This is a genomic window from Actinophytocola sp. (genome assembly GCF_009379765.1).
Taxonomy (GTDB): domain Bacteria; phylum Actinomycetota; class Actinomycetes; order Mycobacteriales; family Pseudonocardiaceae; genus Actinophytocola.
This window is the reverse complement of the sequence record NZ_WHTD01000057.1, coordinates 1-21,814: the sequence shown is the minus strand read 5'-3', so window position 1 is coordinate 21,814 and position 21,814 is coordinate 1. Positions and strand designations below refer to the sequence as shown.

Genomic DNA, 21,814 nt, shown 5'->3' with positions numbered 1-21,814 from the left:
ATGGATGACGAGCAGCTGCGCGCCGTGACGATCGGAGAGCTGGCGCCGTACGCGACCAAGGTCGTGATCGAGGACTACGACCCGAGGTGGCCGGCGTGGTTCGCGGAGGACCGCGCGCGGATCCTCGACGCGTTGGGGGAGCGGGCGCTGTCCGTCGAGCACACCGGTTCGACGTCGGTGCCCGGCCTGCCGGCGAAGCCGATCATCGACGTCATGCTGCTGGTCGACGACACGGCCGACGAGCCATCGTACGTGCCCGCCCTGGTGGCGGCGGGGTACAGGCTGCGCATCCGCGAGCCCGAGTGGCTGGAGCACCGTTGCCTCAGGCGCCGGGTCGAGGACGGCGATCCGCACGGCGTGAACCTGCACGTGTGGTCCCCGCGCCATGCCGCCGAGGAGATCGACCGCGTGCTGTCGTTCCGGGACTGGCTCCGCACCCACGACGACGACCGCGACCGGTACGCGGCGACGAAGCGCGAGCTGGCCGCGCAGGCGTGGCGGTACGTGCAGAACTACGCGGACGCGAAGACGTCGTTCATCGAGGAGATCATCGCCAAGGCGCGCGGCTGATTTCCGCCAACCCGGGCGAAAGGACCATTCGCACGGGTTCGTCCTTGCCGCCGGCCGCGGGTCCGGGCACCGTGGAGACATGCCCCTCGCGACACTCTCCTTTGCCGTGGCAGGCGCCGGTTCCGGCCTGGCCGGCCGGTGGCTGCTGGCCCGCCTCCGCCGCGGCGCGATCGTCCACAGTGGTTCGGTGGCCGGTGCCGTGGCCCTCCTGTGGGCCGTACTGGGCTGGAGAGTCTCGAGTGGACAGTTACCGCCCTGGTGGCTCCCGATCCCACTCGTGTTGACGTGGTTCGCGGTCCTGCTCACGGCCACCGACCTTCGCCACCGGCGCTTGCCCGACGCGCTCACCCTGCCCGCCTACCCGGCTCTGGCGGCCACCACGGCTCTGGCCGCCGCCCTGGGCGGTGGCTGGTCGCTGCCCATCGGCGCGGCGGTGGGTGCCGTGGTGTTCGGCACGGTGCACGCGCTGGTCCGTCTGGCGAGCCCGGCATCGCTGGGCGCGGGCGACGTGAAGCTCTCCGGCAGCCTGGGTGCGGTCCTGGGCGCGATCGGCTGGCCGGCCATTGTCCTGGCGGCGGGCCTGGCCGCGCTGCTGACCCTCACCCTGGGCCTGCTGACCCGGCACCGCGGGTCCGGCATCCCCCACGGCCCGGGCCTCCTGGCCGCCACCTGTGTACTGGCCGTCTTCCCCGGCAGCTCGGTGGCCCCGCCGTGACCGTCCAATGCCGACACCCCACCCGAGGTCGCCACCACGGACCGACCCGCCACCGCGCCGACCCACCTGCCGTGTCGACCTGCCACGTGGTTGTGTCGTCCCGTCACGTCGCCGTGTCGCCCCGCCACGTGGTTGTGTCGTCCCGTCACGTCGCTGTGTCGCCCTGCCGCGTGGTTGTGTCGTCCGGTGGCGTGGTTGTGTCGTCCGGTGGCGTCGCTGTGCCGACCCGCCACGTCGCGGCGTCGCTGTGCCGACGCCCTCCGGGCCGACGCTCGGCCGACCCGGCGTCGCGACCGCCGCTCACTCGAAGGACGCCTGGTCGGTGGCGGTCAGCCGGGCATGACAGGATCAGCGGGTGTTGCGTTGGATCACCGCTGGGGAGTCACATGGCCCGGCGCTCGTCGCCGTGCTGGAAGGCATGGTCGCCGGCGTCGAGGTCACCACGATGGAGCTCGGTGAGCAGCTCGCCCGCCGGCGGTTGGGGCTCGGGCGCAGTCCGCGCATGGGCTTCGAGACCGACCGCGTCGAGTTTCTCGGCGGGGTCCGCCACGGGCTCACCCAGGGCGGCCCCGTCGCGGTGCGGATCGACAACGCCGAGTGGCCCAAGTGGGAGAAGGTCATGGCGGCCGACCCCGTCGACCCCGACGAGCTGGCCGGCCTCGCCCGCAACGAACCGCTCACCCGCCCGCGCCCCGGTCACGCCGACCTGCCCGGCATGCAGAAGTACGGCTTCGACGAGGCCCGCCCGGTCCTCGAACGCGCCAGCGCCCGCGAGACCGCCGCCCGCACGGCCCTCGGCACCGTCGCGCGGGCCTTCCTGCGCCAGCTCCTCGGCGTGGAGGTCATCAGCCACATCGTCTCCATCGGCACGGCCGAGGCGCCCGACGGTCCGGCGCCGCAGCCGGAGGACCTCGCGAGGATCGACGAGAGCCCGGTCCGCGCGTTCGACCCCGCGGCCACCGAGGCGATGGTCGCCGAGGTCGAGGCCGTCAAGGAGGCCGGCGACACGGTCGGTGGCGTCATCGAAGTCATCGCCTACGGGTTGCCGCCGGGCCTCGGCTCGCACGTGCACTGGGACCGCCGCCTCGACGCCCGACTGGCCGGGGCGCTCATGGGCGTCCAGGCCATGAAGGGCGTCGAGATCGGCGACGGGTTCACCACCGCGCGCCGCTGGGGCAGCCAGGCCCACGACGAGATCGACCGCGCGGGCGGCGTCAGCGGTGTCAGCAGGCGCTCCAACCGGGCCGGCGGCCTGGAAGGCGGCATCACCAACGGCGAGCCGCTGCGCACCCGGGTCGCGATGAAGCCGATCTCGACCGTCCCACGTGCACTGTCCACAGTGGACGTCAAGACGGGTGAGCCCGCGGTCGCGATCCACCAGCGGTCCGACGTGTGCGCGGTGCCCCGGGCCGGCGTGGTGCTGGAGTCGGTCATGGGCCTGGTTCTCGCCGAGGCGGCGCTCGAGAAGTTCGGCGGCGACTCGCTCCCCGAGACCCGGCGCAACGCCGAGGCCTACCTCAAGGCACTGCAGGAACGGTGGTGACCACAGTGACCACGCGTGGTCCCGTACTGATCCTCGTCGGCCCGCCCGGTTCGGGTAAGAGCACGGTGGGCCGGTTGGCCGCCGCGCGCCTCGGCGTCGAGTTCCGCGACTTCGACGACGACATGCAACGTGCGCACGGTCTGCCCGCCGGCGAGCTCGTGGTTCAGCTCGGCCGGGAGCGGTTCCAAGCGTCCGAGCGCGAGCTGCTCACCGCGCTGCTGCCCGAGTTCACCGGTGTCCTCGCCCTCGGTGGCGGCACCCCGACCGCACCCGGCGTCGCGGAGCTGCTCGAGCCGCATCACGTGGTATTCCTCGACGTCGACCTCGAGCACCTCCTGCGCCGCGAAGGGCTCGTGACGCTGCACCCGTGGCTCATGCCCAACCCGCGCGCGCACCTCAAGGAGCTGCTCAACACGCGCCGGCCGGTCTACACCCAGGTCGCCGCCGTCACCGTGCCGACGAGCGGCCGGACCCCCGAGGACGTCCTGGCCGACGTCCTCGCGAGCCTGCCCGTCGCGACCGACCGAGCCACCGACTAACGACCCGACGGCGGCGACACGATCACCGGCGAGCCCTGCGGCACCGGGATCACCTGCACCTTGCCCGACTTGATCGCCTCGTTCACCGCCAGCGCGTTCTGGTAGGCGAGGTAGGCGGTCAGCCCGCCCGGGAAGGTCTCCGCCGCCTGCTGGTCGGTCCGCGCCGTCTGCGCGCGCAACGTCGCCGCCTGGTTGTTGGTCAGCTCGTCGCGCAGCGCGTCCGGCACCTCCGGCTTCTGCAGCAGCACGTTGTCGATCAGCACGAGGTCGTCGCCGAGCTGCGCCTTCACCAGGTCCGGGATCGACTTCTTGACCGCGGTCTCCCACTCCTCCCGGATGTCGTTGTTCGCGTACAGGTCCGGCCACGAGTAGCTCAGCCCGTTCGTGTCCAGCGCCCGGTCCACGACATCCTTGATGTAGGTGTTCACGAACCGCGGCCAGCCGTCGCCGCCGTTGTCGGAGTCCTCGTCCTCGGAGTACGCGTTCAGCTTCGACCCGATCTGCTCGTGGAACTTCTGCAGCCGCCCGCCCGGCCAGTGCTTGCCCGACCCGTCGGTGTAGGGCTCGCAGCTGGTGTTCAGGTGGAACGTCACCGTTCCGCGGGCGACCAGCTCGATGCTGTCGCTGGTGGCCACGGACAGCGGCCCGGAGTCGGCGCTCTTGTCGGAGGAGAACGCGAACGTGCGCTGTCCGGCCGGATAGAAGTAGTGGTCGTCGAGCACGTCGTCGATGCTGCGCTGACCGGTGGGGGAGCAGTCGACGAACGAGCGGCTGTCGAACCAGCCGTTCGCGTAGTGCACGGCGATGTTCTGTGGCGAGGTGTTGGCGATCGAGCAGCCCGCGAGGGTGAGCACGGCGACGACGAGCGCGGCCACCGCGGCCGGCCGGCGAACCTGGGTCCGAGTCATGCCACCAGTGGAACCCGGCGCGGGTGGGAGCCCTCCCGTCACCGATCGGAAACCGTCGGTGGCTCCTGGTAGGCATGGCGCATGGCAGTCGAACTGGATCGAAGGGCCGTCCTCTCCTACCGCGTCTGGGCGCAGGGCTTACTCGGTGACGCCACGGTCGCTGCCACGGTCGATGCCACTGCCGACGCCGCGGTCGGCGACCTCGACGTGCTCACCGTCGGCCTGCAGGACACGCCGGCCGGCTCCGCCGCGCTGGGCCTACGCCAGCGGGCGGGTCACGCGGAGCTGGACCGGCCGGACCTCGCGCTCGCACTTACCGTCCGCGGCTCGCCGCACCTGCACCGGCGCGCCGACCTGCCGCTGGTTCGCGCGGCGCTGTGGCCGCACGACAACGACATGCTCCGCGCCTACCTCGGCGGCTACGGCGACGAGCTCATCGCGTCCGGCGCCGACGGGCCCGCGCTGCTCCAGCGGGTCGCCGCCGAGATCCGGGCCGCCTTCCCCGGCGACACGGCCGGCAAGGGCGAACTGTCCGGCGCGGTCAGCCCCCGATTACCCGAGGTCGCCCGGCCCTGGTGCGAGGGCTGCGGCTGCGCGCATGTCGCCGACGGGCTGTTCCGGCTCGGCACGCTCTACGCCGGCGTCGAGCTGGTGCCGCACGGCGGCCGCCGGCTGCTGTTCCGGTTGGGTGCGGAGCCCGAGGTGGACCGCGACAACCGCGCGGCGGTCACCGAGCTGCTCCGCACCTGCATGCGGCTCGCCCGGTCCGGCCACGCTCGGCGATCTCGTGATGTGGCTGGACACCCGGTCGGTCACCGCGCCGCCGGACTGGCTGCGGCCGAGCTTCGACGAGCTCGCCGGCGAGCTGGAGGAGGTGCGGATCGACGGCGTCGAGAAGCCGCTGCACGCGCATGCCGAGGCACTCGCCGCCATGAAGGGCGCGCCGGAGCCGCCGCCGGTCCTGCTGCTGCCGCCGCGCGACGCCGTCGCTCTCGGCAGTCGGGCGTTCCTCGTGCCCGACCGCGCGGTCGCCAAGACGGTGTGGCGGCCGGTCGGCAGCCCCGGTGTGGTGCTGGTCGACGGCGACATCGTCGGCACGTGGCGGGCCCGGCAGTCCGGTCGCACACTGCGGCTCACGCTCACGGTGCACACGAAGCTCACGGCGAAGCAGCGCGCCGAGGTCGAGAGACAAGGCGAGGTCGTGGCCGCGGCACGCGGGCACGACGGGAAGACGGAGGTGGAGCTGGACTGATCCCCAACTGAATACCGGCGACGGGCCGGTGCGATGCTCACCTCACCAACCGACGGTGAGGAGCTGAGGCAGTGGAGCCGGTGCGCATCAGGGTGGCCACCGAGCGGCCGTACGAGGTCGTGGTCGGGCGCGACCTCACCGACGAGCTCGTCGACAAGGTTGCCGGCGCGCCCAAGGTCGCGGTCATCCACCCGCCGACGCTCGCCGGTGGCGCCGAGACCGTGCGGCAGCGGCTGCGGGCCGCGGGCGTCGACGCGCACCCGATCGCGATCCCGGACGCCGAGGCCGGCAAGACGCTCCAGGTCGCCGGGCAGTGCTGGGACGCGCTCGCCGCGCTCGGCATGGACCGCGGCGGCACGGTCGTGGCCTTCGGCGGCGGTGCGGTCACCGACCTCGGCGGGTTCGTCGCGGCCGGCTGGATGCGTGGCGTGCGTCTGGTGAACGTGCCGACCACCCTGCTCGGCATGGTGGACGCGGCGGTCGGCGGCAAGACCGGCATCAACATCGACGCCGGCAAGAACCTCGTCGGCGCGTTCCACGAGCCGTCGGCGGTGCTCGCCGACCTGGCCACGCTGCGCACCCTGCCGGCCGACGACCTCGCCGCCGGCATGGCGGAGGTGGTCAAGGGTGGCTTCATCGCCGACCCGCGGATCCTCGCGCTCGTCGAGGCGGACCCGAAGGCCGCGCTCGACCCGGACGGCGACGTGCTGGCGGAGCTGGTGCGCCGCAAGATCCAGGTCAAGGCCGATGTCGTGGCCGCGGACCTCCGCGAGTCCGGCCTGCGCGAGATCCTCAACTACGGCCACACCCTCGGCCACGCGATCGAGCGCCGCGAGGGCTTCCGGTGGCGGCACGGCGCCGCGGTGAGCGTCGGCCTGGTGTTCGCGGCCGAGCTGGCCCGCCGGGCCGGCCGGCTCGACGACGCCACGGCCGACCGGCACCGCGCGGTCCTCGAGTCGATCGGCCTGCCCACCGGCTACGCCGCCGACGCGCTACCGGACCTGCTCCAGGGAATGCTCGGCGACAAGAAGACCCGCGCCGGCGTGCTCCGGTTCGTGGTACTCGACGGGCTCGCGAAGCCCGGCCGGCTGGAGGCGCCCGAGCCGGCGTTGCTGACCGCCGCCTACACGGCGATCAGCAACGCGTGAGCTCAGCCCAGCGCGTGCTCGGCGGACTCGGTCGGCAGGCCCGCCGACACCCAGTCCTCGATGCCCTCCCGGTACTTGCGCACGTTGGCGTAGCCGAGCCGCTCGAGCCCGTCCGCCACGGCCTGGCTGTTGGGGCACGCGGGGTTCGAGCAGTAGGTCACGATCGCGGCGGCCGTGTCCGGCAGCAGGTCGGCGGCCCGCTTCGGCACGTCGTCGGCCACCAGCGGCACGGCGCCCGGCAGGTGCTGGCGCGCCCAGTAGTCGCCGCCGAGCGCGTCGACGACGGTCACGGCGCCGGCCTCGATCGCGACCCGCAGGTCGTCGCGGCTGATCAGTGCGGTCATGGTTCGTCCTTCATGCGAGCTGGAAGCGGACTAGAGTCCGCTATGACATGAGTGGCAACACCGGACCACGGTCCGCTTATTCCACCGAAGCCGAGCTCGTCCGGTTCGGGAAGCCCGAGCGCGCGGAACGGGCCGACGCCGCCCGCAACCGCGCCCGGGTCCTCGACGCCGCACGCGCGTTGTTCCGCGCGCACGGCGTCGACTCGGTGACGATGGACCAGGTCGCGGCCGCCGCCGGGGTCGGCAAGGGCACGCTGTTCCGCCGCTTCGGCGACAAGGCCGGCCTCGCCGTCGCCCTGCTCGACGCGCGCGAGCGTGATCTCCAGACGGCCATCCTGAGCGGCCCGCCGCCGCTGGGCCCCGGCGCCGCCCCGGCGGACCGGCTGGTCGCGTTCCTCGCGGCGTACGTCGACTTCCTCGACGAGAACCTGGACCTCGTGCACCTGTCGGAGACCGCCCGGCCCGGCGCGCGCTACGACATCGGCGCCTACCGGCTGTGGCACCGGCACGTCGCCGTACTGATCGACCAGGCCGACCCGGACCTCGACGCCGACTACCTCGCGCACGCCCTGCTCGCGCCGCTGGCGGCCGACCAGCGAATGGCGCTGCACGAGGACATCGGGCCGGCGCGGGTCCGCGCGGGGCTGGCTACCCTGGCTCGATCGATCCTCACGAACGGGAGTGCGACATGAAGGTGCTGGTGCTCAACGGACCCAACCTGGGCAGGCTGGGCATGCGCGAGCCCGAGATCTACGGTCGCACCACCTACGCCGACCTCGTCGGGCTGTGCGAGAAGACCGGCGGGGAGCTGGACATCGAGGTGACCGTCCGGCAGACCGACCACGAGGGCGAGATGCTCGGCTGGCTGCACGAGGCCGCCGAGCACAAGATCCCGGTCGTGCTCAACGCCGGCGCGTGGACGCACTACTCGATCGCCGTCCGGGACGCGTGCGCACAGCTGACCGCGCCGCTCGTCGAGGTGCACATCACCAACGTGCACAAGCGCGAGGAGTTCCGCCACCACAGCTACGTCTCCGCGGTGGCCAGCGGCGTGATCGTCGGCCTCGGCGTCGACGGTTACCGGCTCGCGCTGCACTGGCTGGCCGAGAACGCGACCACCACCGCATGACGACGCTCCACACCCCGCGGCTCACCCTGCGGCCGATCACGGCCGATGACACCGCCGCGCTCGTCGCGATGTTCAGCGACCCCGAGCTCGGCCGGCACCACGCGGGCGACCTCACCGACCCGGACGAGATCGTCGCGCTCGTCCGGCGCCGGCTCGACTACCGCGGCCCCGACGGCACCGGCGACTGGATCTTCGAGCGCGACGGCGAAATGGTCGGCATCGGCCACCTGCGCACCTCCACCGAACTGCCGGGCGGGGTCCTGGAATGCGGCTGGCACCTGGCCCGCGCGCACTGGGGGAGCGGGTTCGCGGAGGAGGCCGCCCGCGCGATCGTCGGCCATGCGCACCACACGCTCGGCGCGCCTGCGGTGTTCGCGCTCGTGCACGAGCAGAACCCGCGCGGCCGGCGGTTCGTCGAGCGGCTCGGCTTCGTCGCCGTCGGCTCCGGCGACCACTACGGCGCCGTTCACGACGTGCTGGTCAGCCTGCCCGAGCCGGGCGGCGTGCACCACGTCGAGCTGTGGGTGTCCGATCTCGCGAGCGCCGAGAAGTCGCTCGGCTGGCTCCTCACCGAGCTCGGCTGGCGCGAGTACCAGCGCTGGCCGCGCGGCGTGAGCTGGCGCTACGGCGCCTCCTACGTCGTCGTCGAGGACTCGCCGGACCGGCGCGGCGACCGGCACGAGCGGACCCGACCCGGGCTCAACCACCTCGCCCTGCACGTGCCAACGGGGGAAGACCTGGACCGGATCGTCGCCGCCGCGCCCGAGCACGGCTGGCGGCTGATGTTCGCCGACAAGCACCCGCACGCCGGTGGTCCGAAGCATCTCGCCGGGTACCTCGAGAACGACGACGGCTTCGAGCTGGAGCTGGTCGTCGCCCAACTCACCCTGTAGTCCCTACACTGTTCGAGGGTTTCGAGGGCAACCGTTCGGAGGGCGCTTCCACGATGCGCGTCACGCACCGTCGAAGACCAGCGGCGTTGTTCACCGCGCTCGTGAGCCTCGCCCTGGTTGCCGCGTGCACCACCAGCGAGGCCTCGCCGAAACCCGAGGAACACCCGACGACCGGGGCCCGGCCCGGCGGGGAACCTTCCGCCACGCCGCCGTCGCCGGACCCGGAACCGGCAGCCCTCCTCACCGGCAACGGCCGGCAGAGCCGTGGCGTGATCGCGGCGGGCGGCGGCGACGCGCCCTACAACTACGCGCCGTCGGTGCTGTACGACCGCGGGCGCTACCGGATGTGGTGGTGCAGCCAGCTCGGCGTCGCCAACCCGCCCGGCGACGACATCCTGCTCGGCGAGTCCCGCTCGCTGGCCGGCCCGTTCCGCGGTCCCGACGGCTCGAAGGCCACGCCGATCTTCTCCGGCCGGGCCGGCGGCTTCGACGGCATGCACACCTGCGACCCGTCGGTGCTCCGCGTCGGAAACAGATACCTCATGTACTACACCGGAGCGGCCGGCGACACGCGCACGGCAACGCGATCGGCCTCGCCACCAGCCCGGACGGCCGGGTGTGGACCCGCGCCAACGACGGGAAGCCGATCGTCCGGTCGGCCCGCCAGGTGTCCAACGGCAACACCTACGGCGCCGGCCAGCCGTCGGCGGTCTACCTCGGCGGCAAGTTCTATCTGATGTTCACCGACACCACCGGCCGCGGCACCGGGCACAACGGCGCCGGCCAGTTCGTGCTGCGCTCGCCCGACCCGAAGTTCGCCGAGGACGTCGAAGCACTCGGCCCGGACGGCTTCGAGCCGGTGCCGGACACCGGCGCGCGGCTGCGCACGGTGGTCGACGCGTTCAGCGCCGACTGGATGTGGGTTGACTCGCTCGCCGCGTTCGCCATCGCCCACGAGACCCGCGACGGCACCACGATCACCTTCTGGGACCTGGACTTCCGCTACAACCCCTACGACCCGGTGCTCGTTGCCGGCACCTGGCGCGAGGGACCGGGCCTGGTCCGCCGGCCGGACGGGCACGCGGTCGGGTCGGCGGCCGACCCGTGCGGCACGGTGTCGATCGACCTCGTGCGGGCCACCAAGGAGGCCGGTTCGGGCCGTCGAACCTGCGCCACTTCGGGCTGGACGTCAACGGGTTCGACGCCTGCCGCGACATGGACCGGGCGCTGCTCGCGCTCGACGGGTTCGCGATGCCATCGCCGCAGCGCACGGTCGACCTGGTGATCAACGGCTCGCTGGTGCGGTTCGACCGGCGGGCGGTGGCCGAGAAGCTCGCGGTGCGCATCCTCGACGAGCCCGTGCCCGCGCTGGCGGGCGCGCGCGTCGCCGTGAACGTGCGGCCCGGCGCCGACGCGCGGGAGGCGCCGGGCCGTGGCGTCGCGTTCCTGATCGACGACAAGCTCTGGCCGATCAGCTCGCCGGACGTCGCCGCGCTGAACTCCTCGATCGTGGGCGGCGTGACCGACGAGGAGTGGGACGCCTACGCGCGCGGGGCGGACCTCGCCGGTCCGCCGCGTTAGCGCTGGTCGGCCTCGGTGCGCGACCGGGACGGCACCCGGACCCACCGCCCGGCAAGGAAACCGACGCATGCCGGCACCAGCACCAGCAGCGCGGTGAACGCTGCGCCGCCGGTGAGCGCGCCACTCAGGTCGGCGACGCCGGTCTGGTCCACGAAGATCGACTTGCCGATGACGGCGAGCACCGCGGCGCCCCAGCCGGCGATCAACGCGGCGATGAGCCAGACCTTGCCGCGCTCGGGCACGTCCTTCCAGGAGTCGACCGCGCCCCACACCGCGGCCACGCCGACGAGCGCGCCGAGCATGATCGCCTCGAACACGGTGCGGGAGGTCGGGTGGTGCACCCCGAAGTCGGCCCGCACCGTCTCTGCGGCGGCGTGCACCACGGCCAGGACGATGCCGCGTAGCAGCCAGGTTCGCATCGCCACAGCGTAAGCCCTTGCCGCCACTGGAACCGGCAGGTGTGCCCTAGGCTCGGCCGCATGCACGAGACGCACGGTCGCCGCCGGGCGGCCCTGCGCTCCCAGCTGCGGGAGCGCGACCTGGATGCCCTGCTGGTGGTCGACCTGCGCAACGTCCGCTACCTCACCGGGTTCACCGGCTCCAACGCGGCGCTGCTCGTGCATGCCGGCGACGAGCCGGGCGCCGAGGACCGGACCGTGTTCTGCACCGACGGCCGCTACCTCACCCAGTCCGCGCAGCAGCTGCCCGACCTCGAGCGGATGATCGACCGGCCCTGCCCGCCCGCGCTCGTCGAGCATGCCGCGACCGGCACGGGTTACGGCCGCACCGGCTACGAGAGCCACCGGGTCACCGTCGAGGAGCTCGACACGCTCACCGGCGCGGCGGGCGGGATCGACCTGGTCCGCGCGCCGGGCCTGGTCGAAGAGCTCCGGATGGTCAAGGACGACGACGAGATCGAGGCGCTGCGGATGGCGTGCGCGGCGGCGGACCGGGCACTCGCCGACCTCATCGAGCACGGTGGCCTGCGGGCCGGGCGCACCGAGCGGGAGGTCGCGCGCGACCTGGAGAACCGGATGCTCGACCACGGCGCCGCGGGCCCGTCGTTCGAGACGATCGTGGCCACCGGCGCGCACTCCGCGGTCCCGCACCACCGGCCCACCGACGCCGTGCTGCATGCGGGCGACCTCGTGAAGCTCGACTTCGGCGCGCTCGTCGACGGCTACCACTCGGACATGACCCGCACGTTCGTGCTCGGCGCGCCTGCGGACTGGCAGCGCGAGCTTTATGACCTGGTGGCCGCGGCGCAGGCGGCCGGCCGGGCGGCGCTGGCGATCGGCGCCGAGGTCAAGGACGTCGACGCGGCGGCCCGGGCCGTCGTCGAGGCGGCGGGCCGGGGCGAGGAGTTCCTCCACGGCCTCGGCCACGGCGTCGGGCTGGAGATCCACGAGGCCCCGGACCTGGCCAAGACCGGTAAAGGTAGACTGTCTGCCGGCATGGCCGTCACGGTGGAACCGGGCGTTTACCTGTCCGGCAAGGGTGGGGTCCGCATCGAGGACACACTCGTCGTGCGGGACGGCGAGCCCGAGCTTCTCACGCTGACGACCAAGCAACTCGTCGTCGTGTGACGCAGTCGTGTGACGACCCACCAAGCGTTGCGAGTACAGGAGAGACCTACCCCGTGGCTTCCACCAACGACCTGAAGAACGGCCTGGTGCTCAACCTCGAGGGCCAGCTCTGGTCCGTCGTCGAGTTCCAGCACGTGAAGCCGGGCAAGGGACCGGCGTTCGTGCGCACCAAGCTCAAGCACGTGCTCACCGGCAAGGTCGTCGACAAGACGTTCAACGCGGGCATCAAGGTGGACACCGCCACCGTCGACCGGCGCGAGATGACCTACCTGTACCAGGACGGTCCCCAGTTCGTCTTCATGGACCGCGAGACCTACGAGCAGATCCACATCGACGGCGACGTCGTGTCGGACAACTCGCGGTTCCTGCTGGAGAACCAGACCGCGGTGGTCGCCACGCACGAGGGTGTGCCGCTGTTCATCGAGCTGCCGACCTCCGTCGAGCTCGTCATCAAGCAGACCGACCCGGGCCTGCAGGGCGACCGGTCCACCGGCGGCACCAAGCCGGCCACGCTCGAGACCGGCGCCGAGATCCAGGTGCCGCTGTTCCTGTCGACCGGCGAGAAGGTCAAGGTCGACACCCGCGACGGCCGCTACCTCGGCCGCATCAGCTCCTAGTGTCCCCCGCCGGAAGTTCGTCACACAATTCGCCGGCCCAGCGTCCTGCTGGCGGCGTTGCCGGTCCGCCCGAGTACATCCCGGTACGAGGACGAACCGGCGCCTTGCCAGCAGAAACCTGGACTCACCGACTGAGAGGTCGCGCAGATAGGCCTGGCGGCGCCCACCGCGCCGAGGCGGCGCCTCGCGGCACCGCGCACGCATCGAAGTACGGTCCAGTACGCCGACGCGTGCGCGGCACCGCGATGCATCCACCTCGATCACGGCGGGCATCCACCAACCCACCTGCGCGACCTCTTAAGCAACAGACTCCCGGCGGGGGACACTAGTGGGCGCGCGCAGCAAGGCACGCAAGCGCGCGGTCGACGTTCTCTACGCGGCGGCGGTGCGCGACGCCGATCCGCTGACGCTGCACGCCGAGCGCACCGAGGTCACCGAGCACCCGGCGCCGAACGACTACGCCACCACGCTCATCGAGGGCGTGGTGGCGCACCGCGAGCGCATCGACGAGCTGCTCGCCGAGCACGCCGAGGGCTGGACGCTCGACCGGATGCCGTTCGTGGACGTCGCGATCCTGCGACTCGGGGTGTACGAGCTGCTGTGGGCTTCCGATGTGCCCGACCCGGTGGCGGTCGACGAGGCAGTGCAACTGGCGAAGATGCTGTCGACCGACGACTCACCCCGCTTCGTGAACGGCGTGCTCGGTCGCCTGGCCACGCTCGCCGAGCAGCTCCGCGCCACCCTGTAGCGATCCACCACACACCGCCACCTCTTCCGCCACTGTGGGCGGGCGCGCGCCACGACGGCGCGCCCGCCCGGGTTCAGGGGCTTGCTCACTGCCGGGGCGGTAGGGCCGCTGTCGTGGTCGGTGCGGGTGGGGTGGTGGTGGTCGGGATCGCTTCCTGCCCGTCGGTGTTGCAGGCCGCCAGCAGCGGACAGGGCGAGCAGCGTCGCGACCGCTCGACGACTTCGTAGCGTGATCCTTCGCTCCCCCTCCGTTGATACCCCGGGGGAGCGTATCGGCACGGCGTCCACCGGCTGAAACTCGCGAGAAATTGTCGGTGGCCCGCCATATCTTGGCGGCATGACCGACTCCATCGACCGGCGCAGCCTGGTGGCCGCCGGCGTCACGGTGCTGCTGTGGGCCTCGGCCTTCGTGGCGATTCGCAGTGCGGGGGAGCACTACTCGCCGGGCGCGCTGGCGTTCGGGCGGCTCTTCGCGGGCTCGGTCGTGCTCGTGGTCGTGCTGCTCGTGCGTCGCGAGGGGTGGCCGCCGCGCGCGGCGTGGCCCGGCATCGTCGCGTCCGGTGTGCTCTGGTTCGGCGTCTACATGGTGGCGCTCAACTGGGGCGAGCGGGAGGTCGACGCGGGCACGGCGGCCATGGTGGTCAACGTCGGGCCCGTCCTGATCGCGTTGCTCAGCGGGTGGTTACTCAGGGAGGGCTTCCCGCGCCGGGTCCTGGCCGGCATCGCGGTGTCGTTCGCCGGCGCGGTGGTCGTGGGCTTCTCGACGTCCGGGGGCGGCGACGCGTCGGTGCTCGGCGTGCTGCTGTGCGTGGTCGCGGCGGCGACCTACGCGATCGGCGTGACGTTCCAGAAGCCGGCGCTGCGGCACGCGTCCGCGGTACAGGTGACGACGTTCGGGTGCCTGGTCGGGATGGTGGCGTGCGCGCCGTTCGCGGGGCAACTCGTGTCCGAGATGGACGGTGCGCCGCTGTCGTCGACGATCGACGTGGTGTATCTGGGCGTGTTCCCGACCGCGCTCGCGTTCATCACGTGGGCCTACGCACTGGCCCGAACGACCGCCGCCAAGATGGGTGCGACCACGTACGCGGTGCCGGCGATCGTGATCGTGATGTCGTGGCTGCTGCTGTCGGAGGTCCCGGGGTGGTTCACCCTCGTGGGCGGCGTGCTGTGCTTGGCCGGCGTGGCGATCACCCGGGCCCGCTCGCGCAAGACGGCGGCGGTCCCGCCCGCGGAACCGGCGGAGTCAGTGACTGGTTGACGTGTTGTAGCGCCCACGAAACGGCCGGTTGCCATACATCGTTAACCCGAACGCGTCAGGCTGTTAGCCCATTCAGCGGTGCGCTGACTGGTCCGTCCGCGAGGTCTTTCATCGGGGCGGCCGGTGCCCCAGTCACCGGCCGCCATCATCAGTCCTCTTTGGATGGACGGGCTTCAGGGGGCAGCACGCCCCAGTCGATGAGTTGCTCGGTCAGCTCGCCCGGTGTCATGTCGTAGATGATCGCGAGAGATCGCAGGTCCTCGGTCCGGATGGACAGCACCTTTCCGTTGTAGTCACCACGCTGGCTCTGGATCGTCGCCGCGTATCTGGCCAGCGGACCGACCTTCTCCGCTGGCAGCTGCTGCAGGCGCTCGAGGTTGATCACGATCTTGGTCGCCGGCTCGGCACCGGAGGGCACGCGCCCCTCGGGCAGCAGCTCGACCACCGGCACCCCGTAGAAGTCGGCGAGCTCCGCCAACTTCTGCACGGTCACGGCCCGGTCGCCCCGCTCGTACGAGCCCACCACGACGGCCTTCCATCGGCCGCCGGACTTCTGCTCAACGCCGTGCAGGGACAACCCCTGCTGCTGGCGGATGCCGCGGAGCTTGCTCCCCAGCGCCTTGGCGTAGTCGCCCATATGGCGATTCTCCATTCGTTCGCCCCGCTGGCCGATCTGTGTACGCCGCGGGTAGCCGCATATCAACACGCAGAGTAATGGTTACCCAGTGTTGTCACCAGGTCAAGCTGATCTGCGTACAAGTGCGGTTGATTTGCATCATTACCACCCGGTTGGTGGATCCATTGCGCCTGGTACGGTGCTAGCGGCGCCATGTAGGCGCAGATCAGACGTCCTTTAAGGACCCGTCCAGCGAGGCGGGGAAGGAGGTCAGCCGTGGCACCGCGCAACCGCGGTGCGGCGGAACCGGCCGGGCAGCGAGAGCTGCTGTCGGCCGGCGATGTCGCACGCACCGTCGCTCGAATGGCCCATCAGGTCATCGAGCGAACATCACTCGGCGCAGCCGACGCACCACCCGTTGTGCTCCTCGGCATCCCCACCAGGGGCGCCCCGCTGGCCAGCAGGCTGGCCGCGCGCATCGTCGAGTTCTCCGGCACCGACCTCGGCACCAAGCTGGCCACCGGTGTGCTCGATGTCACCCTGTACCGCGACGACCTCCGGCGCCGCCCCACCCGACCGCTCGGCACCACCGAGCTGCCGCCCGGCGGGGTCGACGACCAGCTGGTCATCCTGGTCGACGACGTGCTCTTCTCCGGCCGCACCATCCGCGCCGCGCTCGACGCGCTGCGCGACGCCGGCCGCCCGCGTGCGGTCCAGCTCGCGGTCCTCGTCGACCGCGGCCACCGCGAGCTGCCGATCCGCGCGGACTATGTCGGCAAGAACGTGCCCACCTCCCGCACCGAGGAGGTCCACGTGCAGCTCGAGGAGACCGACGGCCGCGACGCGGTCCTGCTGCGGCGCGGCGAGGGTGCGTCATGAGACACCTGCTGGCGACGGAGGGGTTGGCCGCGGCCACCGCCACCGCCGTCCTCGACACCGCCGACAGCCTCAAGCACACGCTGCTCGGCCGGGAGGTCCGCAAGCTGCCGACGCTGCGCGGCCGGACCGTGATCACGATGTTCTACGAGGCGTCCACCCGCACCCGGGTCTCCTTCGAGATCGCCGGCAAGTGGATGAGCGCCGACGTCGTCAACGTGTCCGCGAGCGGATCGAGCGTCGGCAAAGGCGAGTCGCTGCGGGACACCGCGCGGACGCTGGCCGCGGCCGGCGCCGACTGCGTGATCGTCCGGCACCCGGCCTCCGGCGCCGCGCACCGGCTGGCCGGCTGGCTCGCCGAGTCCGGCACGTCGGTGGTCAACGCCGGCGACGGCACGCACGAGCACCCCACCCAGGCCCTGCTCGACGCCGCCACGCTGCGCGAACGCCTCGGTGACATCGCCGGCACGCGGGTCGCGATCGTCGGCGACGTCCTGCACAGCCGGGTCGCGCGGTCCAATGTGCACCTGCTCACCACGCTCGGCGCCGAGGTCGTCCTCGTCGCCCCGCCCACCCTGCTGCCCGCACACGTGAACCGCTGGCCGGTCACCGTGTCGCACACCCTCGACGCCGAGCTGCCCGGCGTCGACGCGGTCATGATGCTGCGGGTGCAGGCCGAACGGATGCACGGCGGCTTCTTCCCGTCCGCCCGCGAGTACTCGATCGCCTACGGGATGAGCGAGGCCCGCCTCGCCGCGCTGCCCGAGCACGCGGTCGTCCTGCACCCGGGCCCGATGCTGCGCGGCATGGAGATCGCCTCCGCGGTCGCCGACTCGCCGCGGGCCGCGATCACCCAGCAGGTGGCCAACGGCGTGCACGTCCGGATGGCGGTGCTCTACCACCTGCTGGCGCACGAGGAGGAGATGGCGTGACGTCCCTGGTACTGCGCGGGGTCCGGCCCTACGGCGAGGACCCGACGGACCTGGAGATCACCGACGGCGTCATCGCCGCCATCGGGTCCGATGTGGACACCGGGGGCGCCGAGGTCCGGGACGCCGGTGGGCTCGTGGCCCTGCCCGGGTTCGTCGACCTGCACACCCACCTGCGCGAACCGGGCCGCGAGGACACCGAGACCATCGACACCGGCTCGGCGGCGGCCGCCCTCGGCGGGTACACGGCGGTGTTCGCCATGGCCAACACCGACCCGGTAGCCGACAACGCGGTGATCGTCGAGCACGTCTGGCGCCGCGGCCGCGAGGTCGGGCTGGTCGACGTGCACCCGGTCGGCGCGGTCACCGTGGGACTGAACGGCGAGCAGCTCGCCGAGCTCGGCACGATGGCCCGCTCGCAGGCCCGGGTCCGGATGTTCTCCGACGACGGCAGGTGCGTAGCCGACCCGCTGCTGATGCGCCGCGCGCTCGAGTACTCGACCGCGCTGGACGTGGTGGTCGCCCAGCACGCCGAGGAGCCGCGGCTCACCGTCGGCGCCCAGGCCCACGAGGGCGAGCAGGCCGCCAGGCTCGGCCTCGCCGGCTGGCCCGCGGTCGCGGAGGAGTCGATCGTCGCCCGCGACTGCCTGCTGGCCCGGCACACCGGCGCCCGGCTGCACATCTGCCACGTGTCGACCGCGGGCACCGCCGAGATCCTGCGCTGGGCGAAGGCCCAGGGCATCCAGGTCTCCGCCGAGGTCACCCCGCACCACCTGCTGCTCGACGACGAACGGCTGTCGACCTACGACCCGGTGAACAAGGTCAACCCGCCGCTGCGCACCGCGGCCGACACCAAGGTGCTGCGCGAGGCGCTGGCCGAGGGCGTGCTCGACTGCGTGGCCACCGACCACGCACCGCACGCCCCGCAGGACAAGGACTGCGAGTGGTCCGGGGCGCGGCCGGGAATGCTCGGCCTGCAGACGGCGCTGGCCGTGGTGGTGCGCACGATGGTCGAGCCGGGTCTGCTGGACTGGCGCGGTGTCGCGCGGGTGCTCAGCGAGCGTCCGGCCGAGATCGCCGGCCTGCCCGACCAGGGCCGGCCGATCGACGTCGGCGAGCCGGCGACGCTCACCCTGGTCGACCCGGACGCACGCTGGACGGTGCGTGGCGCGGAGCTCGCCAGCATCGCCGCCAACACCCCGTACGAGGGCATGGAGCTGCCCGGTCGGGTGGTCACGACGCTGCTGCGCGGGCGGGTCACCGCCCATGATGGTGAGGTGCACGCATGACCGAGGCCGTTCTGGTGCTCGAGGACGGCAAGGTGTTCCGGGGGGAGGCGTTCGGCGCCACCGGCACCACGCTCGGCGAGGTGGTGTTCTGCACCGGGATGACCGGCTACCAGGAGACCCTGACCGACCCGTCCTACCACCGCCAGATCGTGGTGGCCACCGCCCCGCAGATCGGCAACACCGGCTGGAACGACGAGGACGACGAGTCGCGCCGGATCTGGGTCGCCGGCTACGTGGTGCGCGACCCGGCCCGGACGCCGTCCAACTGGCGCTCCCGCCGCCCGCTCGACGCCGCGCTCGCCGAGCAGGGTGTGGTCGGCATCAGCGGGGTCGACACCCGCACGCTCACCCGGCACATCCGCGAGCGCGGTGCCATGCGCGGCGGCGTGTTCTCCGGCGACGCGCTGGCGGGCCCCGACGCGATGGTCGACCGGGTGCTGGAAAGCCCGCGGATGACCGGCGCGGACCTCGCGGGCCAGGTCACCACCGAGGCCGCCTACGTCGTCCCGGCCGCCGGCGAGCGCCGCTGGAAGGTCGCCGCGCTGGACCTCGGCATCAAGACCAACACGCCGCGGATGATGGCCGCCCGCGGCATCGAGACCCACGTGCTGCCGGTCGGCGCCACCATCGACAGCATGATCGACGCTGTGCTGGCGGTCGAGCCGGACGGCGTGTTCCTCGCCAACGGCCCCGGCGACCCGGCCACCGCCGACGGCCCGGTCGAGCTCACCCGAGCCGTGCTGGACCGGCGGATCCCGCTGTTCGGCATCTGCTTCGGCCACCAGATCCTGGGCCGCCGCTCGGCCGCGGGACGTACAAGCTGCGCTACGGCCACCGCGGCATCAACATCCCGGTGATCGACGTGGCCACCGGACGGGTGGCGATCACCGCGCAGAACCACGGCTTCGCGCTCGACGGCGAGCCGGGGGAGCGGTTCGACACCCCGTTCGGCGGCGCGGTGATCAGCCACTACTGCCCCAACGACGGCTGTGTGGAGGGTGTGCGGGCGCTCGACGTACCCGCGTTCTCCGTCCAGTACCACCCCGAGGCGGCGGCCGGTCCGCACGACGCCGCCCCGCTGTTCGACGAGTTCGTCGGCCTGATGGAGGGACATTAATGGTTGCCGGTCAGTCTGCGCGACCGATCATCGAACGTTTGACGGTTCGTAACTATAGATTGCTGAAGGACGTCACTTTTGACCAGTTGACTCCGCTTACAGTTCTGTTTGGGCCAAATGGAAGCGGCAAATCGACTGTTTTCGACGTTTTTGCTTTCCTGCACGAGGCGTTCACCACAAACCTTCGTCGGGCGTGGGATCGGCGCAATCGAATTAATGAGATCCGCACCAGAGGGGCGAGCGGTCCGATCGAGTTTGAGCTAAAATATCGCGAGGATCGCAAGAGTAGGCTGGTCACCTATAAGCTCGCCATCGATGAGGAACGTGGTCTCCCGGTGGTCGTGCAGGAGGTGCTCCAGTGGACGACGGCTCCGGGCCAAGGGCGGCCGCGTGACATCCTGAGCTTCTCGCGCGGCTCTGGCTCGGTATATGACGAAACGTCGGGAACCCGTGCGGAAGAGTCGCTGGACAGCCCGGACCTGCTCGCGGTCAGCACGCTGGGGCAACTGAGCAGGCATCCACGCGTGGCGGCCCTACGGCGGTTCATCTCGGGTTGGTATCTGTCGTACATCAGTGCAGACAGCACGCGCTCCTTGCCGGAGGCAGGACCGCAGGAGCGGCTTTCCGCAACAGGGGACAACCTGCCGAACGTCGTCCAGTATTTGCAGGAGCAGCATCCTGATCGACTCGTTGAGATATTTAAGACCCTGGGTGAGCGCGTGCCCAGTCTCGAACGGGTGGAGTCGGAACCCCTTCCAGACGGACGGCTGCTCTTGCGTTTGAAAGATCAGCCGTTCGAAGAGCCGATCCTCGCCAAATTTGTTTCGGACGGAACTCTTAAACTACTCGCATATCTGACCGTGCTATACGACCCAGACCCTGCAGCGATTGTTGGGATTGAGGAGCCGGAGAACCAACTACATCCCAGACTGTTGTATGCCCTTGCCGAGGAAGCGCGATCCGCCGCCACCCGGAGTCAACTTTTGGTGACGACACACTCTCCCTTCTTCGCCGACGCTCTTCGTCCAAAGGAGTTGTGGGCTCTCTATCGGGACGAGAATGGGTTCACCAGGAACGTCCGAGCTTCGGACCTACCGAAGGTCGTCTCCATGGTTGAGGCGGGTGCGCTGCTGGGCAGTCTCTGGATGGAGGGGTACTTCGATCTTGCAGATCCTCTGGTGCGAGCAGGTCTACCCCGGTGAACCAGGTACTGAACCTCGAGTTCTTGGTCGAGGAGCCCTCGACCGAACGGGCGCTCCGTCTCCTCCTTCCGAAGATCATTCCGGGTGTCCCGTTCGAGATTCGCGACTTTCGAGGCAAGGGCCGACTGCTGAGCCAACTACCCAACAGGTTGCTTGGCTACCGGTCATGGATCGACTCAACATCGACATGTGTCGTCGTTGTGGTCGACAGAGACGATGATGACTGCGTTGAGTTGAATGCTCGTCTACGACGCATTGCCGAGCAGGCTGGCATGCGTACTCAACCGGGACCGTTCGGGCCGGTACAGGTGCTGATCCGGATCGCGATCGAGGAGCTGGAGGCCTGGTTCTTTGGAGATGTTGCCGCCATCCAACGGGCCTATCCCAAGGTGTCAGTGCATCTTGGCAAGCAGGCACGCTATCGAGATCCGGACGCGATCACGGGCGGAACATGGGAGGCACTGGAGCGGGTGCTTCAAGAGCGTGGTTATCACGCCACCGGACTGAGGAAGCTGCAGGCAGCCACGGACATCGCTGCATACATGGATGTCGAAGCGAACCGGTCAGGGAGCTTTCAGGCCTTCCGTGAAGGTCTACGTCGGCTGGTGAAAGAAGGAGATCGTGATGCCTAGACGCGATGATCTCTCCCACGTGATGGTGATCGGGTCCGGCCCGATCGTCATCGGCCAGGCGTGCGAGTTCGACTACTCCGGGACGCAGGCCTGCCGGGTGCTGCGCGAGGAGGGCTTACGGGTCAGCCTGGTCAACTCCAACCCGGCCACGATCATGACCGACCCGGAGTTCGCCGACGCCACCTACATCGAGCCGATCAACGCGGACTTCGTCGAGAAGGTGATCGCGATCGAGCGCCCGGACGCGCTGCTCGCCACGCTCGGCGGGCAGACCGCGCTCAACGCCGCCGTCGCCCTCGATGGGCGTGGCGTGCTGGAGAAGT

At 71.1% G+C, this 21,814-nt stretch carries 26 protein-coding genes and 2 pseudogenes; 22 read left to right on the top strand and 6 right to left on the bottom strand.

Annotation, left to right across the window (positions count from 1 at the left end; genetic code table 11):
- The 4 genes from GEV28_RS18740 (at position 1) to GEV28_RS18725 (ending at position 3,367) form a co-directional block, all read left to right on the top strand.
- Positions 1-570: a GrpB family protein gene (locus GEV28_RS18740; RefSeq protein WP_291413380.1), complete on the top strand. Its 570-nt coding sequence runs from the start codon at positions 1-3 to the stop codon at positions 568-570.
- A gap of 79 nt (positions 571-649) precedes the next feature.
- Positions 650-1,285, top strand: a complete 636-nt coding sequence (locus tag GEV28_RS18735) for an A24 family peptidase (protein ID WP_291413379.1) — start codon at positions 650-652, stop codon at positions 1,283-1,285.
- A 355-nt stretch (positions 1,286-1,640) separates the two neighbouring features.
- On the top strand, positions 1,641-2,828 hold the full coding sequence (gene aroC / locus GEV28_RS18730; RefSeq protein WP_291413378.1) for a chorismate synthase: 1,188 nt from the start codon (positions 1,641-1,643) through the stop codon (positions 2,826-2,828).
- Positions 2,825-3,367 (top strand): shikimate kinase, encoded by a 543-nt coding sequence (locus GEV28_RS18725; RefSeq protein WP_291413377.1) that lies wholly within the window; start codon positions 2,825-2,827, stop codon positions 3,365-3,367. Before aroC ends, GEV28_RS18725 begins: the two co-directional genes overlap by 4 nt.
- Here GEV28_RS18725 and GEV28_RS18720 read toward each other — a convergent pair.
- On the bottom strand, positions 3,364-4,275 hold the full coding sequence (locus GEV28_RS18720; protein ID WP_291413376.1) for an SPFH domain-containing protein: 912 nt from the start codon (positions 4,273-4,275) through the stop codon (positions 3,364-3,366). The genes GEV28_RS18725 and GEV28_RS18720 overlap by 4 nt on opposite strands.
- Before the next feature lie 258 nt (positions 4,276-4,533).
- Positions 4,534-4,662 (bottom strand): hypothetical protein, encoded by a 129-nt coding sequence (locus GEV28_RS18715; RefSeq protein WP_291413375.1) that lies wholly within the window; start codon positions 4,660-4,662, stop codon positions 4,534-4,536.
- A 211-nt stretch (positions 4,663-4,873) separates the two neighbouring features.
- Between GEV28_RS18715 and GEV28_RS18710 the strand changes: the two genes are divergently transcribed.
- Together GEV28_RS18710 and aroB are read left to right on the top strand one after the other, a co-directional pair.
- Positions 4,874-5,527 (top strand): crosslink repair DNA glycosylase YcaQ family protein, encoded by a 654-nt coding sequence (locus GEV28_RS18710; RefSeq protein WP_291413374.1) that lies wholly within the window; start codon positions 4,874-4,876, stop codon positions 5,525-5,527.
- A gap of 71 nt (positions 5,528-5,598) precedes the next feature.
- Entirely contained in the window at positions 5,599-6,675 is a 1,077-nt protein-coding gene (gene aroB, locus GEV28_RS18705) for a 3-dehydroquinate synthase (RefSeq protein ID WP_291413373.1), read from the top strand.
- A gap of 2 nt (positions 6,676-6,677) precedes the next feature.
- Here the strand turns inward: aroB and GEV28_RS18700 are convergent, their stop codons facing one another.
- The gene (locus tag GEV28_RS18700; RefSeq protein ID WP_291413372.1) at positions 6,678-7,019 is read right to left on the bottom strand and encodes a rhodanese-like domain-containing protein; all 342 of its coding nucleotides are present in this window, start codon (positions 7,017-7,019) and stop codon (positions 6,678-6,680) included.
- Positions 7,020-7,066: 47 nt separating this feature from the next.
- Between GEV28_RS18700 and GEV28_RS18695 the strand changes: the two genes are divergently transcribed.
- From GEV28_RS18695 to GEV28_RS18685, 3 genes are read left to right on the top strand one after another with little or no spacing between them, the layout of a single operon-like run.
- Positions 7,067-7,711, top strand: a complete 645-nt coding sequence (locus GEV28_RS18695; protein ID WP_291413371.1) for a TetR/AcrR family transcriptional regulator — start codon at positions 7,067-7,069, stop codon at positions 7,709-7,711.
- Entirely contained in the window at positions 7,708-8,148 is a 441-nt protein-coding gene (gene aroQ, locus GEV28_RS18690; protein WP_291413370.1) for a type II 3-dehydroquinate dehydratase, read from the top strand. The genes GEV28_RS18695 and aroQ overlap by 4 nt, the downstream gene beginning before the upstream one ends.
- Positions 8,145-9,041: a GNAT family N-acetyltransferase gene (locus tag GEV28_RS18685; protein ID WP_291413369.1), complete on the top strand. Its 897-nt coding sequence runs from the start codon at positions 8,145-8,147 to the stop codon at positions 9,039-9,041. Before aroQ ends, GEV28_RS18685 begins: the two co-directional genes overlap by 4 nt.
- Before the next feature lie 337 nt (positions 9,042-9,378).
- Here the strand turns inward: GEV28_RS18685 and GEV28_RS42405 are convergent, their stop codons facing one another.
- Positions 9,379-9,585, bottom strand: coding sequence for a hypothetical protein (locus GEV28_RS42405; RefSeq protein WP_367115126.1), 207 nt, complete (start codon positions 9,583-9,585; stop codon positions 9,379-9,381).
- 72 nt (positions 9,586-9,657) lie between these two features.
- Here GEV28_RS42405 and GEV28_RS42400 point away from each other — a divergent pair, with 72 nt between their 5' ends.
- Together GEV28_RS42400 and GEV28_RS42395 are read left to right on the top strand one after the other, a co-directional pair.
- Entirely contained in the window at positions 9,658-10,326 is a 669-nt protein-coding gene (locus GEV28_RS42400) for a hypothetical protein (RefSeq protein WP_367115125.1), read from the top strand.
- Positions 10,293-10,622, top strand: coding sequence for a hypothetical protein (locus GEV28_RS42395; RefSeq protein WP_367115124.1), 330 nt, complete (start codon positions 10,293-10,295; stop codon positions 10,620-10,622). Before GEV28_RS42400 ends, GEV28_RS42395 begins: the two co-directional genes overlap by 34 nt.
- Here GEV28_RS42395 and GEV28_RS18675 read toward each other — a convergent pair.
- A complete protein-coding gene (locus GEV28_RS18675; RefSeq protein ID WP_291413368.1) occupies positions 10,619-11,041 on the bottom strand; it encodes a B-4DMT family transporter in 423 nt (140 codons plus the stop codon). The genes GEV28_RS42395 and GEV28_RS18675 overlap by 4 nt on opposite strands.
- A gap of 60 nt (positions 11,042-11,101) precedes the next feature.
- On the opposite strand from GEV28_RS18675, the gene GEV28_RS18670 reads away from it, so the two are divergent.
- The 4 genes from GEV28_RS18670 (at position 11,102) to GEV28_RS18655 (ending at position 14,830) form a co-directional block, all read left to right on the top strand.
- On the top strand, positions 11,102-12,208 hold the full coding sequence (locus GEV28_RS18670; RefSeq protein ID WP_291413367.1) for a Xaa-Pro peptidase family protein: 1,107 nt from the start codon (positions 11,102-11,104) through the stop codon (positions 12,206-12,208).
- A gap of 53 nt (positions 12,209-12,261) precedes the next feature.
- Positions 12,262-12,825 carry an elongation factor P gene (gene efp, locus GEV28_RS18665; protein WP_291413366.1) on the top strand — a complete coding sequence of 188 codons (564 nt, stop codon included), beginning with the start codon at positions 12,262-12,264 and terminating at the stop codon, positions 12,823-12,825.
- A 328-nt stretch (positions 12,826-13,153) separates the two neighbouring features.
- Positions 13,154-13,573 (top strand): transcription antitermination factor NusB, encoded by a 420-nt coding sequence (gene nusB / locus GEV28_RS18660; RefSeq protein ID WP_291413365.1) that lies wholly within the window; start codon positions 13,154-13,156, stop codon positions 13,571-13,573.
- 336 nt (positions 13,574-13,909) lie between these two features.
- Positions 13,910-14,830: a DMT family transporter gene (locus GEV28_RS18655; protein ID WP_291413364.1), complete on the top strand. Its 921-nt coding sequence runs from the start codon at positions 13,910-13,912 to the stop codon at positions 14,828-14,830.
- A 148-nt stretch (positions 14,831-14,978) separates the two neighbouring features.
- Here the strand turns inward: GEV28_RS18655 and GEV28_RS18650 are convergent, their stop codons facing one another.
- Complete coding sequence (locus GEV28_RS18650; RefSeq protein WP_075123575.1) at positions 14,979-15,467, bottom strand: transcriptional regulator; 489 nt, start codon at positions 15,465-15,467, stop codon at positions 14,979-14,981.
- Positions 15,468-15,722: 255 nt separating this feature from the next.
- Between GEV28_RS18650 and pyrR the strand changes: the two genes are divergently transcribed.
- The 7 genes and pseudogenes from pyrR to carB form a co-directional block, all read left to right on the top strand.
- Entirely contained in the window at positions 15,723-16,325 is a 603-nt protein-coding gene (gene pyrR / locus GEV28_RS18645; protein ID WP_291413363.1) for a bifunctional pyr operon transcriptional regulator/uracil phosphoribosyltransferase PyrR, read from the top strand.
- Entirely contained in the window at positions 16,322-17,254 is a 933-nt protein-coding gene (locus GEV28_RS18640; protein WP_291413362.1) for an aspartate carbamoyltransferase catalytic subunit, read from the top strand. Before pyrR ends, GEV28_RS18640 begins: the two co-directional genes overlap by 4 nt.
- The gene (locus GEV28_RS18635; RefSeq protein WP_291413361.1) at positions 17,251-18,540 is read left to right on the top strand and encodes a dihydroorotase; all 1,290 of its coding nucleotides are present in this window, start codon (positions 17,251-17,253) and stop codon (positions 18,538-18,540) included. The genes GEV28_RS18640 and GEV28_RS18635 overlap by 4 nt, the downstream gene beginning before the upstream one ends.
- Positions 18,537-19,657: pseudogene (carA, locus tag GEV28_RS18630) on the top strand (glutamine-hydrolyzing carbamoyl-phosphate synthase small subunit). The gene GEV28_RS18635 and the pseudogene carA overlap by 4 nt, the downstream one beginning before the upstream one ends.
- Complete coding sequence (locus GEV28_RS18625) at positions 19,657-20,859, top strand: AAA family ATPase (protein WP_291413360.1); 1,203 nt, start codon at positions 19,657-19,659, stop codon at positions 20,857-20,859. The pseudogene carA and the gene GEV28_RS18625 overlap by 1 nt, the downstream one beginning before the upstream one ends.
- The gene (locus GEV28_RS18620; protein ID WP_291413359.1) at positions 20,856-21,491 is read left to right on the top strand and encodes a DUF4276 family protein; all 636 of its coding nucleotides are present in this window, start codon (positions 20,856-20,858) and stop codon (positions 21,489-21,491) included. The genes GEV28_RS18625 and GEV28_RS18620 overlap by 4 nt, the downstream gene beginning before the upstream one ends.
- Positions 21,484-21,814, top strand: a pseudogene (gene carB / locus GEV28_RS18615) (carbamoyl phosphate synthase large subunit); the annotation flags it as partial. The gene GEV28_RS18620 and the pseudogene carB, both read left to right, overlap by 8 nt.

Excerpts from the sequence above, each read along its gene's own strand:
- GEV28_RS18710 (WP_291413374.1), top strand. The coding sequence starts at position 4,874 with ATGTCGCCGACGGGCTGTTCCGGCTCGGCACGCTCTACGCCGGCGTCG.
- GEV28_RS18700 (WP_291413372.1), bottom strand. The coding sequence starts at position 7,019 with ATGACCGCACTGATCAGCCGCGACGACCTGCGGGTCGCGATCGAGGCC.
- GEV28_RS18720 (WP_291413376.1), bottom strand. The coding sequence starts at position 4,275 with ATGACTCGGACCCAGGTTCGCCGGCCGGCCGCGGTGGCCGCGCTCGTC.
- GEV28_RS18695 (WP_291413371.1), top strand. The coding sequence starts at position 7,067 with ATGAGTGGCAACACCGGACCACGGTCCGCTTATTCCACCGAAGCCGAG.
- GEV28_RS18735 (WP_291413379.1), top strand. The coding sequence starts at position 650 with ATGCCCCTCGCGACACTCTCCTTTGCCGTGGCAGGCGCCGGTTCCGGC.
- GEV28_RS18670 (WP_291413367.1), top strand. The coding sequence starts at position 11,102 with ATGCACGAGACGCACGGTCGCCGCCGGGCGGCCCTGCGCTCCCAGCTG.
- GEV28_RS42405 (WP_367115126.1), bottom strand. The coding sequence starts at position 9,585 with ATGAGGTATCTGTTTCCGACGCGGAGCACCGACGGGTCGCAGGTGTGC.
- GEV28_RS18650 (WP_075123575.1), bottom strand. The coding sequence starts at position 15,467 with ATGGGCGACTACGCCAAGGCGCTGGGGAGCAAGCTCCGCGGCATCCGC.
- GEV28_RS42395 (WP_367115124.1), top strand. The coding sequence starts at position 10,293 with ATGCCATCGCCGCAGCGCACGGTCGACCTGGTGATCAACGGCTCGCTG.
- aroQ (WP_291413370.1), top strand. The coding sequence starts at position 7,708 with ATGAAGGTGCTGGTGCTCAACGGACCCAACCTGGGCAGGCTGGGCATG.
- GEV28_RS18625 (WP_291413360.1), top strand. The coding sequence starts at position 19,657 with ATGGTTGCCGGTCAGTCTGCGCGACCGATCATCGAACGTTTGACGGTT.
- GEV28_RS18685 (WP_291413369.1), top strand. The coding sequence starts at position 8,145 with ATGACGACGCTCCACACCCCGCGGCTCACCCTGCGGCCGATCACGGCC.
- GEV28_RS18740 (WP_291413380.1), top strand. The coding sequence starts at position 1 with ATGGATGACGAGCAGCTGCGCGCCGTGACGATCGGAGAGCTGGCGCCG.
- GEV28_RS18675 (WP_291413368.1), bottom strand. The coding sequence starts at position 11,041 with ATGCGAACCTGGCTGCTACGCGGCATCGTCCTGGCCGTGGTGCACGCC.
- GEV28_RS18655 (WP_291413364.1), top strand. The coding sequence starts at position 13,910 with ATGACCGACTCCATCGACCGGCGCAGCCTGGTGGCCGCCGGCGTCACG.
- GEV28_RS18640 (WP_291413362.1), top strand. The coding sequence starts at position 16,322 with ATGAGACACCTGCTGGCGACGGAGGGGTTGGCCGCGGCCACCGCCACC.